The organism is Deltaproteobacteria bacterium, from assembly GCA_019309045.1.
Taxonomy (GTDB): domain Bacteria; phylum Desulfobacterota; class Syntrophobacteria; order BM002; family BM002; genus JAFDGZ01.
On record JAFDGZ010000067.1, the window covers coordinates 1 to 14,937 of the forward strand.

Here is a 14,937-nt window from a genome sequence, read left to right on the forward strand (position 1 = left end):
TAGACCCGGGCAGTAGCTACAATGATCCTGTCGGCTGGATCTTTGTGAAATTCTCCAGGTAAACTGCATGCTTCCACAGCGATTCTAGGTGTCAGTTCACACACTTGCAAGCCGGTTTTCTCCACAGCATACTCGAGCCAATTTGCCGCTGACATCCTCAAGCGGATTCGTCCCCGCTTCACCATCATGGCGAATTCCCAGATCGATATTGAGGCGACCGCCCGTTGATCAGGAGGAGTCATAGACAACAGTTCGTAGGCATTCCGCGAAAGCTGCCCGGGTTCGTTTACAGCCCACCACCATGCGTGCGTATCAAGCACCAACATACTCAGTCCAGCTCCCATACATCTTCAAGAGGTTCAGTCAAGTCCCCTACTGTCTCCCCCTGACCAAGGAGCGAACCGATTAGAGGGTCTGCTTTAGGAACTTCTTCATAGCTGACGAGTCTTGCAATCGGTTTCCCTCTCTTGGTGATAACTACCTCCTTGCGAGTCTGATGGACAGCATCCAGGATCTTGAAACAATTCTTGCGGAATTCCGCAGCTGTTATCTCCATTTTATAAATGACCCCCTTTACCTCCAACGAACCTGTATGTACATTTTAAAGTGTACACTTATTTTGGGCAAGAAAAAAATGCTTGGGTTTTCTTTTTCTTACTGTTTTGAGGCTCAAGACAGCACCACTTCCCAATATTAACCTTGCAAAAATGTAATCTTACCGAAAGGTTCTTCTCATCATTAGAGGAGTTCCGGCCAACGACCTTCCGCGCATCTTTGACCGCCTCTACAGGAGCGAAGGGGTACCGGGTGTCAAGCAGGAGACGAAGCGTTCCCGTCTGTGGGCATGGGTTCGAGAGTCTGTTGCGACTTGCGGGTTATCGGTTATTGGTTGCTGGCAAACTATGGGAGTCGTTCCTGACAATTTCCTGGTTGACATCGCAATCTAGATTATATAAGTTTGTATATAATAAATACACAAATGGAGAATTCACATGGCGCTGAGCATAAGGAACCCCCGGGCAGAACAACTGGCCAGGGAGGTGGCTGCTATGAGTGGGGAAAATTTGACTCAAGCTATCATCCGTGCCCTGGAGGAACGGCTGGAACGCCTGAAAGGCAGACGGCAGATCACTGACACAGTAGAGGAGATTATGAAAATTTCCAAGCGCTGCAGCGAATTGCCGGAACTGGATAGGCGCACTCCCGAAGAGATCTTGGGCTACGACCATCATGGGGTCCCGGAATAATGATCATTGATACATCGGCACTCATCTCCATTCTCCTGGGTGAACCTGAAGCCCCAAGCCTGGCAAAAGCGATTGCGGCTGACCCCAGGAGATTGATAAGCGCCTTCACTGCTCTGGAAGCAGGGCTTGTCATAGAGGCTAAAAAAGGTGAAGCAGGTGGTCGGGAATTGGACCTGCTGTTGCACCGCACAGGAATCGAAATCGTCCCACTCACAGAAGAGCAATTTGAAGTCGCCAGGATGGCTTGGCGCAAGTACGGCAAAGGGAATCATCCTGCGGCACTCAATATCGGCGACTGCTGCTCTTATGCACTGGCTAAATGGTCCGGAGAACCCTTGCTCTATAAAGGTGAAGATTTCTCTCAGACAGATATAGTGTCAGTACCTCTGTTATGAGGAGTTGTATAGCAAGGCAGCTCATCCGGCTAACGCTCAGCTACTGTTATGGAAAGAATAGAGGAATAGTTCGCAAATCTCATCTTCTCAGGGGGCGAAGCCGGCTAGGTTGAGCTCCAAGCTGCGCAATTACTATGCGCCTGGCTGGAAAGATTTTATGCACCAAAATCGGTCATCTTTTCCAAAAAGACCTTCTCCCCAAGTATTTCGTCAAATATTCTGTAACAATATCCTGTAAATGCAAATTATTATCTTTGTCCTCCAGGAGTGCTCTGTCTCTGGCACCCCCTTTGCTCTTTAGTGGAGTCAGGGTTGATGAGTAGCAGTAAACAGACAACACAGCCAGGAGGTATAGAAGATGAAAAATAACATAACAAAGAAAATAATTGTGATCCTGACTATTGTGGCTGTCCTGGGACTTGTGGGCTATAGTTCTGCCAGTGCAGGAATAAGTTTTCATTTTGGCCTGGGAGATCTGAGCGGCATCCGAGGACCGTGGACAGGTGCTGAAACAGTTCCGGCAAAATATGACAACTCAGAAAAGGAAACCGTTGCAGATAATGGCAACAAAGAGAAAGTTCTGCCTGGCGATCGGAATGCAGATGAGGCAAAAGGCCTCCAGGAAGCTGACTCCCAAAAATAAACAAAGGCAGCCGGCTGTTTCTCTGTCCATTTAAATGAAGCAGCATCCGCAATGCGAGGCCGCGACCATATTTGCGGCTGCAGTTACGCCGCGGTTGGTCCAGTGAAATATCAGAGCTAAGTAATGCGGTGTCCGTATTTCCTGTCTACGAGTTCGATTACTTTCGAGACTCCCAGACCCTCTTGCAGTTTGGTCCGGATAAAGTCCTTCTCCTCCAGGGCCCCTCTGGCCATCTTGCACTCGCACTCCGCCAGAGGCAGCTCACCGCATCCCTCGCAGGCACACTTGAAGTTCATGGCAACCAGCACAACCTGGTTCTCTAGTGTTTGTGGTATTGCAGACTTTGAGGGCTGCATGGCGAGTGGTTGGACAGTGCTGATCGTAGCTTCATGAGAAGATGATGTGAAGATTATCTTGACAGTTATACCTGTCAGCATAATCAGAGAAACGACTGCTGTTATCATCTAGAAGTTGGACTTCCTGGTTTCAGATGTCTCTCTTTGCCTCTGCCGCTCTGTTTTTCGTTTTCTTGCCATGATGATCACCTAGCAAAATACCTTGCAAAAAGCTCGGCTCAACGAATCAATTCTCCGTGTCTGCAAATTCCTACTATATTAATCGAAAAAGGACATGAGGTCAATCCGGTCAGCCTTATTATGGGTTGCTGTACATCATGTAACGCCGCACTTCTCGTGTCATTTCGTGGCCCAGCAGGCATTCCATCAACAAGAAGGCTACTTCCAGAGCCGAACCCGGTCCATCACAAGAAATTATTCGATCATCCATGACCAGGTGCTGGTCAACTACTTTGGCGCCGCCTGCCTTCAACTTGCCGATGTTGTCATGGTCGCGGCTGTGGGGACAGATGGTGGGTAGATGTTTGTGAAATTGTCCAAGGTCCTCACGCCTGGGTAAATTGTTAACAGCTTGCAACATATACTCAAACAGTTCTTTTTGAATTCGTCATCAAGTATTTCTAGTTGACTATAGTCATTGACCATGGTAACAGTAAGATAATTTCAAGAACCGGAGCATTCCAATGCAGGAAACCATCCCGATATCAAAATTCAAGGCCACTTGTTTGCGGCTTCTGGATAATGTGAAAAAAACGGGTCGCTCTATTCTAATAACACGCAAGGGCGAGCCTATCGCGCTGGTAACGCCGCCACCGCCACCGGAAAAACCAAAAAGTTGGCTAGGTTGTATGAGGGACAGCATAAAAATCACAGGTGACGTGATTTCGCCAGCCGCAGACGAAAAAGAGTGGGAGGCCTTGCGAGATTGAAATTACTGCTGGATACGCATATCATCCTCTGGAGCGTCGCCGAACCTGAACGACTACCGGCTTCGGTAGCCCTGGAGTTGGAAAGCGATGCAAACGAACTCTGGTTTTCACCGATAAGCGTTTGGGAAATTGCCCTGCTGGCAGAGAAGGGCCGCCTCAAGTTCAGATCCGATCCCAACCTCACTGTCCGCAACATGTTTGACCGCCTCCCCATGAAAGAAGCCGTGATCAACAAAGAAGTTGCTATCATGAGCCGTGAGGTGGATCTCCCACATCAGGACCCTGCAGACAGGTTTCTGGGAGCAACGGCTGCCGCATACGATCTGATTCTAGTGACAGCAGATCGCAGACTCATGTACTCTCGATCTTTCCGCGTCCTTCAATCCACATAGGATGACTCTGCACACTGCTTCCGAAGAAGTATTCTCTGCCCCTCCAGGGCGGCATCAACAAGGTGAGGTGGCTCAATCTTCCTCGTCTCCAATTGCATCTTCTTCGAGTTGCGGCCCTGTAAATGACGCTTGTTCGTTGGAGAGAAAAATACGTCCATATGGATCAAGCTAATCTTTTTGGTTATTTTCCTTGAGAAACTAGAATGTAATGACCTTGTCAGCTTCCATGCTCAATTCGTAGAGGTCGTCCATCCAGGCAACTGGGCAACTGGCTGAGCCCACAAGACCGTGGGCCTTCAAACAGACGCCTCAGACATAAAAGTCCCCCTCTTCAGTAAACTGGTTCACCTGACCAATCACATCGAACTCGGAGTCTGCCAGTGATTCGTAAGTAACCGCCTTGCCCAGCATGAAGACACCTACTTCGTCGCCCTTTTTGAGCCCCACATTGGCCATACGCAGCGCATTGTACATAGTCTCGGCATCGTCGGTGCTGATAATGAAAAGTACTTTCATGGCAGCCTCCCTTGATAATATGTGGTCTGAAAAAAGCCTTGTTGATATACACCTTATGATTTTGCAACATCTGCTTTCATCCCCTTCACTACAACGAAGGAGCCTTTACCATAGCCTTCCTCTACCGGCTCGATTCTTTTTATCTTGTCCAGGTCACGGAAAATGGTCTGCGTGAAGGCAAAGTTATGGAATCCTGCATTTTTTAGATTAAAAACGACCTCTTCTACTGTATAGAAAGTAGCCTCCCTGTAAAACACATTCTTGTCTTTATGCATCTCATAAATGACCCCGAGAGGACTGTTGCGGTCTACAAAACCAACGACAATGGAACCCATGGGTTTTAGCACGCGAAAGGCTTCTATGAAGGATACTTCTATATCATCCAGGAAACAGATCGTAGTAACCATGAGCATAAATTCAAACCGTCCATCTTCAAAAGGAAGCGCTTCCGCCACCCCATGAATCACTTCGATACCCCTTCTTCGAGCCACATCAGCCATCGCTTCGGACGGTTCGATTCCGACTTTAATCCCCAGGGGCGCAGCGAATCGTCCGGTACCGACACCGATCTCCAGTCCGCTTCCGCCCTGAGGCAATAGTGCTTTTATTGCCAGGAGTTCTGATTCGTAAACCAATCCATATCTGGCAAACCATTCTTCGTACCTGGCTACGTTCTTTTCAAATGGTTTTACTTTCGGCATTGCCTTTCCCCTCGTCATCAGGTCAATATGGCTTTACATCCCTTCATCCAGCCAATCTTCATCGCCCTTTGGTTTGCCGTTAGACCCGACTTGAAACATTCCTTGACATTCCGGATGGCGTGAGAAGATCCAGAAGGGCTTCCAGGATTGCTCTGGCATCGGCAGACGAAGCACCATCTTGGCGCCCCAGAGAGGGCACCCTGGTTCAGGGCTGGTCTGAATCTCGGCGTGCATGGCGAACACCTCCATATCTTCGTAAAAGGAGTACTAGCGTCGAAATGTCACTTTGCCCCCACCGCGGTTGAGGGCGTACTCGCCCGGGTCTCCTGTAAACGGCAGAACCAGCATCCATGGCAGGGTCAACCGCTGGGCATGCCGAAACTGAGACAGGCCGATAGTCATGCCCCGATGTCCAGCTGCTGGTTGATCGCGATAGGTGCCGAACAGTCGATCCCACCAGGGAAGATTGAAGCCAAAATTGCTGTTGGTTTCTTTTATCACCACAGAATGGTGCACCCTGTGCATATCCGGAGTAACCACCAGCAAGCGAAGGAGCCGATCAACACTGGCTGGAAGGCGTATGTTGCCGTGATTGAACATGGAGGTGCCGTTCAAGAGAATCTCGAAGAGGAGAACTGCCAGAGTGGGTGGGCCAAGGGCAGCCACCGTTGCCAGTTTTATGCCAGCGGAAAGCAGGATTTCGATGGGATGGAAGCGCAAACCTGTGGTCACGTCAAAATCCAGATCAGCATGGTGCATCATGTGCAGACGCCAGAACGCGGGAACTGCATGAAACATGACGTGCTGGAAATAGATGACCAGATCCAGCACTACCACGCCGATTGCTACTTTCAGCCAGTCAGGCAAAACAAGATTGTTGAGCAGACCCCAGCCGTTTTTCTCAGCCAGCAGGGCAAGGGACACGGGCAGGATAGGCACCACCAGGCGCACTGCCCCCGCATTAATCAGGATGATCCCCAGGTTGCTGAGCCAGCGAACAGTCTTGGAGGTTGTCAGGCCCCGGCGCGGTGCCAGCAACTCCCATACAGCCATGAGGGCAAAAACACCAAGAAAGAAGCCTACCCGAACGGGAATTTCGTTGCTCATCGCTTATTCATTCCGTATGAAAGCAGTGCTGGGCCCTCCATCCAACCGCTGGTTCTGTTTCGTCTGACTATAGCAACAGATAAACATGTTTTTATGCTCTGCTTTTTTAAAAATGGCGCCCAGCATTCTGGCCGGCCCCATGGAAAATGACCTTTCTTACGCCTGCCTGTCAGGAAGCCCTAGGATACCTTGCCTTCCTTCTTCAGCTTCTCTAATAGAAAATTTGCGCCCTGCCTGGAAATCTTGAACTGACCAGTCAGATCTTCGATCTCCAACAGTTTTTTCCCCTGATAGGAATTGAGAATTTCATTCTCCAGCTCCTCCATCCAGTCGGCAAACAGGGCACGGATCTCAGGATTGGCCAGACTCTCCAGTTCGGCGTTCTCATCAATGGCTGTAACCATCTTTCTGCACATGTCTTTTGGATCGATACCTTCGTCCATGCACTCGGCAATTCACCGACTCGCCATACTGGAGAGCTTGTCATCACCTGATTTGCCAAAGAGTTTGACCATAAACGTCTGCTTTTCAGAAGCATCCATCACAGGGAAAATTTGTTCCGCCAGCGAGAAAATAGTCTGTTTGATCTCGTCCAGACTGAGGTTGGCAATAAAGTTCTCCAGGGCACGCTGGTTCATGACAATCTCCTAGAATGGTTCATGTGAGTCTATAAGTTCTTTGGCCATCTCACTGACCTGGCTCAGCAGGGACAGAACAGAGCCATTGCTTATCTGATAATAAATAAATGGACCCTGGCGTTCCACTTTGAGCAGATGGCTGCGCCGCAGCTCTTTGAGATGGTGGGATACCAGGGGCTGTGATAATCCCACAGCTTCCACAATCTGAGTCACAGACTTCCTGTCCCTGCCGATAGCGAGCAGAATGCGCAGTCTGTTCTCATCGGCCAGGCTCTTGCAGATTGCCGCGACAGGTTTAACGAGTAACTCCAAGATGTGCTCCTTTTGCTTATTTCAACATATAAATGAATATTAATATTATTGCAAGCGGAAAACTGCGCCCTGGGTTTCATGAGTTCAATGACGAATTTATTTATCCAGGACTCAGTGCTGAGTTGGCAATTGCTATCAAGGTAAATCTTCAAAATACTTCACTCTATTTGCGAATCGAAGGATTAAGGAAGGGGATTCTTGCCGGGGCTGCACTCTGCCCTTGTTGGCTGCCTCTAGAGGTTGGCTCTGTCAAGTATGCAACAGGGGACTCTGTACTTTTTGAGATGCAGATTATTAGTGACGAGCGTCAAGCGCTCCACCTTTACCTGGGATATGCTGGTTATTACCATTTGAACCACCTCTTTTTTCTAGTTTGACCTGACCAGACCAGACCATAAAATCAAAAACTTTCTTGTTCCCACAACATGCCAACACTCAGCCTTATGCTTGATTATCGGTTCGCGATTGGTTCCAGCCGCAAAAAAACAACCAATGTCAATTCCCGGTGTGAAATCTATGCGCATTGCATCCGGGCAAATCGTGATACTGTGTATTTATTACGCATGTGGACCTGGATAATTTCGAGCTTGCAGCTAACTCTCACATGGAATTATGAGTTTCTATCATTATATTTCCTTTCTTTTCAATATATTAGGTAACACTTTCTTCTAGAGCTAAATTAGACCTCTCCGTGGCATGCTCGTTGCTCTTCACTCAGGCAACAGTCCTGGTGTGGTCCGGACCCCGACTGAAGGATCCTTTCAGACAAAAGCTGATAGGACATTTTACCCATCAGGAAAAGAGAAACCCAAGGAGGTGAAACTATGCTTACCAAAAAATTCAAGACAGCAGTGCTTCTGGTAATGCTACTGGTATTGACTATACCCGTAGCTGTCAGTGCCAGTGCAGAGAAAACAGTCGATGGACAGATAGTGGGCTTGAACTATGCTACTCAGGGCCATCAATATTCCACCCAGATGATGCTGGTACACGCTCAATTTGAACCTGATTTTGTTTTGCTGATCAGCCCACAAAAGCACTATATGCTCCCCAACCTTCCGCGTGACGTCAAAGTCAAATACTTGGGCGAGGTGGTGAGAACCAAAGGGAAAATAGATGCCAAGGGGACTTCAATAATTGTGAACGAGCTCGAGGTCAAGAAAGGGAACACCTACCAGGTGGTCTGGTCGCAAAAGCTGCAGAAACAGACCATGTATGACCTGTACCAAGTTGAATAGAGCCAACCTGTCTGCGGGGGAGGCCCGGCTTGATGCCAGGCAAATCCCCCGCAGTGTGTCAGGGTATTGCAGTGATTCGACATCCAACTCGGATTTACCCAGGGAAGTTCCTGCCTTCTGAAGGCCTGAATCGCCAGCCCAGGAGATTGAATACACTATGACTAAGGCCCATCACAACACTTTGCCCATTGGAGCTGTGCTTGACGACAAGTGGGTGATCCTCGAGCTTATTGGCAGGGGCGGCATGGGCGAAGTGTATCGGGCATATCAACTAAATCTGAAGCGCGACATTGCCCTCAAGGTCATTTCTCAGGAGTGGCTGGAGTCTCTCGAAGACGAGCCCGAGGAAGTCGACAACGCCCTGCACCGCTTTCGGCGAGAAGTGCAGGCAATGGCACAGATTCGCCATGTGAACGTGGTGCAGGTATACGACCAGGGCACACTCATCATTAAAATGAATGATCATGATATCCCCATCGAATACATTGCCATGGAATACGTTCCCGGCGCAGACCTGCGCGCCACCATGCCCGAGCAAGGATTCTATCCCGACGAAGAGGCGGTAAGAAACTGGCTGCGAAACTACTTCCTGCCGGTTATCCGAGGGGTGCGGGCATTGCACCAGGCGGGCATAATTCACAGAGATTTGAAGCCGCACAATGTCCTGCTCGACGGCACAACTCCCAAAATCGTCGATCTCGGTCTAGCGCGCTCTTGCAAATTGGAGCCAGTGACCAGATCCATGGATGTGAAGGGTACACCACCCTATATGTCTCCAGAGCAATTTTACGATTTTGGCAGAGTGGACGAACGGGCAGACATCTATGCTCTTGGCAAAATTCTCTACGAAGCAGTAGACGGCAAAATTCCTCACGGCGCGACTCCCTTTCAGAAAGCAACGCTGGCAAATACCAAGACGGCCTTCTTTGAAAAACTGGACCGGATCATTCAGAAGACCACGGAACCAGACAAGAAACTGAGAATTGCCTCTGCCGCAGAACTGCAAGAGGTTATCCTGCAGTTAACTGGACACACCCGGGAAGTGCAGCCCTCGAGCAAGAAGAAGCCAACAGGACCACGAAGCCGGAGAAGCCTTCTGACCCTAGCAGTGGTTTTGTTGTTTATTGCCATCGGCAGCATATTGACTTTTTCACTGCTGACGGGAGGCCGAAAAACGGGCCCTCCTATTGGGCCTTCTGCTCCAGAGGCAAATCCTGGACAGGAAACAGTGCTTGAGGAGGAAAGCAAACCTGGTTCTCTGCCGCCAAATGCCTCTCTAGCTGCGGAAATACTCGAGGGAAAAGACGGCGTAAAAATGAGGTTGATACCAGCCGGCAAGGTAGAGCTCCCAGCACAACTCTGGCTGCAGGCAGGAACACGGCGGGAAGTCGACTCCTTCTATCTGGACGAAACGCAGGTAACGAACCACCAGTATGTTGAATTCCTCAACCGGCACGCATTGCCGGGCCTCAAAGTAGACGGAGGAGTAGTGCGGGATGACAGCGGCAACATCTGGATGTTTCTTGGTGAGGTGCTCGAGGGCTATGAACCCATTGTATTCAAAGACGGCAAGTTTCGCATCAAGAATTCAGCTCATGCTGCCTGTCCTGTTCTCCGAGTTACAGCTTATGGCGCCCAGGCCTACGTCAGGTTTTATGGGGAACGGCTACCTACAGAGAGCGAGTGGCTCCTGGCACTGGGGAAAGGATCAATAGATGGTGGAAACCCCAAAAAGGTTTCCTCTGAGGAAAGCAGAACAATGGAAATGGACATGGCCCGGATGCATGAAGGCATGTATGGCCAGGGGCAAGCAGCTGACCAGTACCGCAAGCCCCGGCTGCCCTTTCCTTTTCCGGTAATGCTTTTCAAACCAAATCAGTATGGCATTCGCGGCTTGAATGAGAGTGTAGGAGAGTGGGCTATTCGCACCTGGAAAGGCACCTCGAAACAAGGCAAAGTGTCCTGGCAATTTGTTGTTCTAGGAGGGGTTCCCAGGGCAACTGCTGCAGAGACAACCTCTCCCACAATAGTGCCGCGCCACCCATGGGAAGCATTCGAAGAGGTTGGCTTCCGCGGAGCCCTCAGCCTGACTGGACAGAGATGACAGTTCTTACTGTTTCTTGAGGACAACCAGGGTAATATCATCTGTTTGTGGGGATTTTCCCCGAAAACGAGAGAGTTCGTCGATGATGGCCTGCACCAATTCCTGAGCAGTGCTCTCTTTGTGTCTGCGGATGATTGCACGCAGCCGCGCTTTGCCGTACATCTCACCTTCCGAATTCTCTGTTTCCCAGATGCCATCAGTGCCAATCAGGATAATCTGAGAGGTGTGCCAGTCAGCGTAGCTGTTCTCCTGAAAAGACCACTCCTCGTCAATTCCCAGGGCAATGCCGTCGCCTCGCAGCTCAACAAATGAATCAGCAGCCGGATCATACAACAGTGCCGGCTCATGTCCAGCTCTCACCCACTCCAATTCAGAATTTTCTGGATCGATTGCTGTAAAAAACAGGGTCATAAAATTCCCGGAGGCAGAAGTATCGAGAGCAAGAAGTCGGTTAACATCTGTTACCAGCTGCCCAAGTCTGCCACCCTGAGCCACTCTGCTGCGCAACAGTGCCCTCACCGTGGTCATGAGAAGAGCGGCTGAGACGCCGTGGCCTGCCACATCGCCCACAGTTACTCCCAGCCGGCCATTGCTTAGGGGCGAGAATTCCAGAAAATCATAGTAGTCTCCACCTGTTTCATCACAATAGATGCTCGTGCCCGCAATATCCACACCCTTTACTTGTGGTGCTGTAGCAGGCAGAAGATTCTGCTGCACCTCCATGGCAAGAGTAAGTGCTTCCTTCAAGCGCAACCGCTCCTCAAGATGAACAACCATGGTATTGAAATTCCGTATGAGCTGGCCTACTTCGTCATCTGCCCGGACACTGGGCAGTGAGCTGAAATCATTATGTGCTATTCTGTCGGCCGCCTCAGATACCTCTTTGATTGAAAGAATGGGCTTTCTCGTTACCCAGCGGATCAACAATAGAATAGCCAGAATGAAAACCGAGCCCGTGAGGGTATAGTAGGTTCTGAAGCGCACTATGGGCTCAAGGATTTTGTCCCCAGGAGCTATCAGGACGATGCTCCATGGGGCTTTCTCCAGTCTGTAGAATCCGCTTACCTCGTCAGGAGGGTGCCCTTTGCCGAAAACAGTGCCCCAGGATTTTTCTTTCATTGCGCTGAGGGTCGCCAGTTCTAACAAACTCTTGTTCTCTCCGAGAAACTTGCGAGTGTGGTCAGTACACATGAGCACCCTGCCAGTGTCATCCACCAGAAACGCCTGATTACTCTGCCACCAGCCTGCGGTCACCACATTCTTCACCAGATAGTCAAAACGCACAGTCACCTCGAGCTTTCCCACCAGGCGATCCCTGCTGTCGCTCAACTCTGAAATGATCGACACGGTTTCGTGCTGCACCAGAGAATCGAAGCGTGGCGGGGTTATCTCCTTTACCCAGCCCCGGTGAAAACGCATCATCATTGGCCATTTCCCGCGAGTCTCTTTCTCAGAAGCTGACGGCAGGGTATCTGACTCCTTCCCCGTCATACGTCCCCGGCGACTCATTCTCCATTGGCTGCCTTGAGCAGAACCCGAGGTCATGTGGGACTGGCTTCCTTCTGTGGTCAGGGCAACTCGGGCCACTCCCTCGAGCCCTTGCAACTGTTCCAGGATCCAGCTCTGAATGGCACTATTATCCGGTATGCCGCCTGTTTTATGGAAAAGATCGAGCAATTCCCTGGGACGGTCCAAACGCATGTCCACATCATGCGCTGCCCGCTGCAGCTTGAGGATGGCAGCTTCCTGCCATTCTGCAAACAGAATGTTTCTGGCATACAGAAAGCCCACTATTCCCATTGCCACCAGAAGCAATGTTACCGGCAGCAGCAGGAAAAATAGAAGTCTCTGCTGCAAACTTCTTGTCCTGATCAACAGGTTGCTCCTTGGTTTTTTGGTATCGTCATTAGAGAGCAGTTCCTGTAGGGCTTTGACATCTTGGTGAGGCATCGGAGCAAGATGCCGCTCCTACCGGAGCCTTGCTGATAACTGATAACGGTTGATGGCAAAATGAAAGTGCACCCCTTTCACCGCCCGATTGCTGGCGGCTAACCTTCAGGCTGAACCAGCGGCCAGTATTACAATGGCGCCATGGCGCAATTGCTTGTCGAAATAGCTATCAACACAGGACAACGCAGGCTAAAGTCTGCGGCTACCAACATATTGCCAACACCTCTACTGATGACTGATAACTCCTCAATTGATCCCATATTCCTTGAGCTTCAGCTGCAGGGTTCGCCTGCTGATGCCGAGAATTCTGGCGGCGTGAGTCCGGTTGCCGCCAGTCTCTTCCAGAGTGCGCAGTATCATCTGTTTTTCCATTTCTTTCAGTGACTTGCCTGTACGCAAATTCACCGCAGCTTCCTGGTACTCTTTATCCAGCACTCTGAGATTGTCAGGAAGTTCCGTTGGTGTAACCGTGTCGCCCCTGGCCATGATCACCGCCCGCTCCACCACGTTTTCCAGTTCCCGTACATTCCCTGGCCAATTGTGCCGCATGAGGATATCCAGAGCCCTGGGACTGAAGCCTTTGATGTGACGCCGGTTTTTTTCGGCGTACTGTTTGAGAAAAAAATCTGCCAGCAAAGGAATATCATCGCGGCGATCCCGCAGAGGCGGCACGCTCAGCGTCACTACATTGAGCCGAAAATAGAGATCTTCCCTGAAGCGCCCCTGTTCTATTTCTGACTGGAGATTCTTGTTGGTGGCGGCAATTACCCTGACATCCACTTTTATGGTGCGGCTGCTGCCCAGGGCTTCTACTTCCCGCTCCTGGAGGACCCGAAGGATCTTGGCCTGGGTAGCGGCCGCCATCTCGCCGATTTCATCCAGGAAAATGGAGCCGCGGTGAGCGAGCTGAAATCGGCCCTGCCTGCGGGATACGGCTCCAGTAAAGGCGCCTTTCTCATGGCCGAAGAGTTCACTTTCCAGCAGAGTTTCCGGCAGGGCAGCACAGTTCACCTTGACAAAAGGGTTGTCCCGGCGAGGGCTGTTCTGATGGATGGCATTGGCAATGAGTTCTTTGCCGGTGCCGCTTTCCCCCACAATGAGCACAGTGGCTTCGGTCGGCGCCACCAGGGCCATGGTATCGAAGAGTTTTTTCATGGACTCACTGCGGGCAATGATATTGCTAAAGTCGAAGCGATCATCCAGCCGTTCTTTCAGAAAAATGTTTTCCTGCTCCAGCTGTCGATGCCGCAGGGCCTTGCCTACCAGAATCTTGAGCTCATCTATATCGAGAGGCTTGGTCAGATAATCATAGGCGCCTGATTTGAGGGCGTCTATGGCGGTATTCACCGAGGCATAGGCAGTCATGATTATGATTGGAATACCTGGACTGAGTTCCTTGATCTTTCGCAGCGCCTCGATGCCGTCGACTTTGCTCATGCGAATATCCAGGAGAATAAGATCGTAGAAACGCTGCTCCACTGCACCTATGGCGGTCTGACCATCGTCGGCCTGCTCCACCTCATACCCCTCGACGCTGAGCACTGTCTCCAGCATGTGCCTATGGGCTGCCTCGTCATCTACTACCAGTATTCTTGCTTTCATCTGTTCTCCAGCTCTGCTCGTCGAGCATACTGCCCGTCACCTTCTGGCACGGGATTCCGGTTTCTCTCAGTCTCTCTCACCTCGCCACCCTGCCGGGCTGTCCTCAGGCCGTCTTCCTTTTGTCTTTCAGGTCAGTAATATCCGTTGGGATGACCATAGTGAACCTGCTGCCTCTATCACTGCCTGGCAGCGGGCTTTCCACCCTGATTTCACCCTGGTGATTCTCCACTATCTTGTGCACAATGGCCAGACCCAGGCCAGTGCCTTTGTCCTTGCTGCTATAGAAAGGATCGAAAATCTTTTCCCGGTCGGCAGCGGCAATTCCCTGGCCATTGTCTTCCACCCACAAATGCAATCTGGAGGTGGGCTGCTCGAGGCGTGCTCCCACCCGAACTGTTCCCTTTTCTCCAATAGCCTGAATAGCATTGAGAAGAAGGTTAAGAAGCGCCTGGGTCAGCTGGCCCTCATCCACATATATCTCTCCCATGCCGGCAGACACCTCCACCTCGAGCTGCACCTCTCTGGCTTCGGCGTCAGCCTGCACCAGGCGCACGCTGTGCTTCACGAGCTCTTGCAGATCAGTTGGCAGAAGTTCTGGTTCAAGGGGACTGGCAAACGTGAGCAGATCTGAGACCACTCTGTTGATCCGATCCACCTCTCTTATAATGGTATCGGCATACTCCTGCGCCTGGAGGTCGTCTGCAAGGGAGTGTTTGAGAAAATGGGCAAAACCTCGCACCGAACTGAGGGGATTGCGTATCTCGTGCGCTATCCCTGCAGCCAGCTTGCCGGTAGCTGCCAGCTTTG

20 protein-coding genes are annotated in these 14,937 nt (G+C 50.7%); 7 read left to right on the plus strand and 13 right to left on the minus strand.

The genetic code is table 11. The features are described from left to right. Together JRI89_13135 and JRI89_13140 are read right to left on the minus strand one after the other, a co-directional pair. The coding region (locus JRI89_13135) for a type II toxin-antitoxin system VapC family toxin (GenBank protein ID MBW2072181.1) at positions 1–326 on the minus strand (326 nt) is incomplete at its 3' end. Positions 327–328: 2 nt separating this feature from the next. Next, positions 329–556 carry a type II toxin-antitoxin system Phd/YefM family antitoxin gene (locus tag JRI89_13140; GenBank protein ID MBW2072182.1) on the minus strand — a complete coding sequence of 76 codons (228 nt, stop codon included), beginning with the start codon at positions 554–556 and terminating at the stop codon, positions 329–331. A gap of 436 nt (positions 557–992) precedes the next feature. Between JRI89_13140 and JRI89_13145 the strand changes: the two genes are divergently transcribed. The 3 genes from JRI89_13145 (at position 993) to JRI89_13155 (ending at position 2,285) form a co-directional block, all read left to right on the plus strand. Then, positions 993–1,247: a type II toxin-antitoxin system VapB family antitoxin gene (locus JRI89_13145; GenBank protein ID MBW2072183.1), complete on the plus strand. Its 255-nt coding sequence runs from the start codon at positions 993–995 to the stop codon at positions 1,245–1,247. Further along, on the plus strand, positions 1,247–1,642 hold the full coding sequence (locus JRI89_13150; GenBank protein MBW2072184.1) for a type II toxin-antitoxin system VapC family toxin: 396 nt from the start codon (positions 1,247–1,249) through the stop codon (positions 1,640–1,642). Before JRI89_13145 ends, JRI89_13150 begins: the two co-directional genes overlap by 1 nt. Positions 1,643–2,000: 358 nt before the next feature. After that, positions 2,001–2,285: a hypothetical protein gene (locus JRI89_13155; GenBank protein MBW2072185.1), complete on the plus strand. Its 285-nt coding sequence runs from the start codon at positions 2,001–2,003 to the stop codon at positions 2,283–2,285. 116 nt (positions 2,286–2,401) lie between these two features. On the opposite strand, the gene JRI89_13160 is transcribed toward JRI89_13155, so the two are convergent. After that, complete coding sequence (locus JRI89_13160) at positions 2,402–2,749, minus strand: hypothetical protein (GenBank protein MBW2072186.1); 348 nt, start codon at positions 2,747–2,749, stop codon at positions 2,402–2,404. A 190-nt stretch (positions 2,750–2,939) separates the two neighbouring features. Beyond that, positions 2,940–3,221 (minus strand): hypothetical protein, encoded by a 282-nt coding sequence (locus tag JRI89_13165; protein ID MBW2072187.1) that lies wholly within the window; start codon positions 3,219–3,221, stop codon positions 2,940–2,942. A gap of 103 nt (positions 3,222–3,324) precedes the next feature. On the opposite strand from JRI89_13165, the gene JRI89_13170 reads away from it, so the two are divergent. Continuing rightward, positions 3,325–3,570: a type II toxin-antitoxin system Phd/YefM family antitoxin gene (locus tag JRI89_13170; protein ID MBW2072188.1), complete on the plus strand. Its 246-nt coding sequence runs from the start codon at positions 3,325–3,327 to the stop codon at positions 3,568–3,570. Further along, the gene (locus JRI89_13175) at positions 3,567–3,962 is read left to right on the plus strand and encodes a type II toxin-antitoxin system VapC family toxin (protein ID MBW2072189.1); all 396 of its coding nucleotides are present in this window, start codon (positions 3,567–3,569) and stop codon (positions 3,960–3,962) included. The genes JRI89_13170 and JRI89_13175 overlap by 4 nt, the downstream gene beginning before the upstream one ends. 309 nt (positions 3,963–4,271) lie before the next feature. On the opposite strand, the gene JRI89_13180 is transcribed toward JRI89_13175, so the two are convergent. The 6 genes from JRI89_13180 to JRI89_13205 form a co-directional block, all read right to left on the minus strand. Then, positions 4,272–4,478: a DsrE family protein gene (locus JRI89_13180; protein ID MBW2072190.1), complete on the minus strand. Its 207-nt coding sequence runs from the start codon at positions 4,476–4,478 to the stop codon at positions 4,272–4,274. Between the two features lie 53 nt (positions 4,479–4,531). Beyond that, entirely contained in the window at positions 4,532–5,179 is a 648-nt protein-coding gene (locus tag JRI89_13185; GenBank protein MBW2072191.1) for a class I SAM-dependent methyltransferase, read from the minus strand. Positions 5,180–5,446: 267 nt separating this feature from the next. Next, positions 5,447–6,286, minus strand: coding sequence for a sterol desaturase family protein (locus JRI89_13190; protein ID MBW2072192.1), 840 nt, complete (start codon positions 6,284–6,286; stop codon positions 5,447–5,449). 179 nt (positions 6,287–6,465) lie between these two features. Further along, the gene (locus tag JRI89_13195; protein MBW2072193.1) at positions 6,466–6,729 is read right to left on the minus strand and encodes a hypothetical protein; all 264 of its coding nucleotides are present in this window, start codon (positions 6,727–6,729) and stop codon (positions 6,466–6,468) included. 12 nt (positions 6,730–6,741) lie between these two features. After that, positions 6,742–6,924: a hypothetical protein gene (locus tag JRI89_13200; GenBank protein MBW2072194.1), complete on the minus strand. Its 183-nt coding sequence runs from the start codon at positions 6,922–6,924 to the stop codon at positions 6,742–6,744. A gap of 9 nt (positions 6,925–6,933) precedes the next feature. Further along, complete coding sequence (locus JRI89_13205; protein ID MBW2072195.1) at positions 6,934–7,239, minus strand: winged helix-turn-helix transcriptional regulator; 306 nt, start codon at positions 7,237–7,239, stop codon at positions 6,934–6,936. 821 nt (positions 7,240–8,060) lie between these two features. Between JRI89_13205 and JRI89_13210 the strand changes: the two genes are divergently transcribed. Further along, a complete protein-coding gene (locus JRI89_13210; protein MBW2072196.1) occupies positions 8,061–8,474 on the plus strand; it encodes a hypothetical protein in 414 nt (137 codons plus the stop codon). 157 nt (positions 8,475–8,631) lie between these two features. Further along, positions 8,632–10,578, plus strand: coding sequence for a protein kinase (locus JRI89_13215; GenBank protein ID MBW2072197.1), 1,947 nt, complete (start codon positions 8,632–8,634; stop codon positions 10,576–10,578). Between the two features lie 6 nt (positions 10,579–10,584). On the opposite strand, the gene JRI89_13220 is transcribed toward JRI89_13215, so the two are convergent. The 3 genes from JRI89_13220 to JRI89_13230 form a co-directional block, all read right to left on the minus strand. Beyond that, positions 10,585–12,453, minus strand: a complete 1,869-nt coding sequence (locus JRI89_13220) for a SpoIIE family protein phosphatase (protein MBW2072198.1) — start codon at positions 12,451–12,453, stop codon at positions 10,585–10,587. Between the two features lie 321 nt (positions 12,454–12,774). Beyond that, complete coding sequence (locus tag JRI89_13225) at positions 12,775–14,130, minus strand: sigma-54-dependent Fis family transcriptional regulator (GenBank protein MBW2072199.1); 1,356 nt, start codon at positions 14,128–14,130, stop codon at positions 12,775–12,777. Positions 14,131–14,233: 103 nt separating this feature from the next. After that, positions 14,234–14,937, minus strand: a 704-nt coding sequence (locus JRI89_13230) for a hypothetical protein (protein MBW2072200.1), incomplete at its 5' end; no start/stop codon positions are given.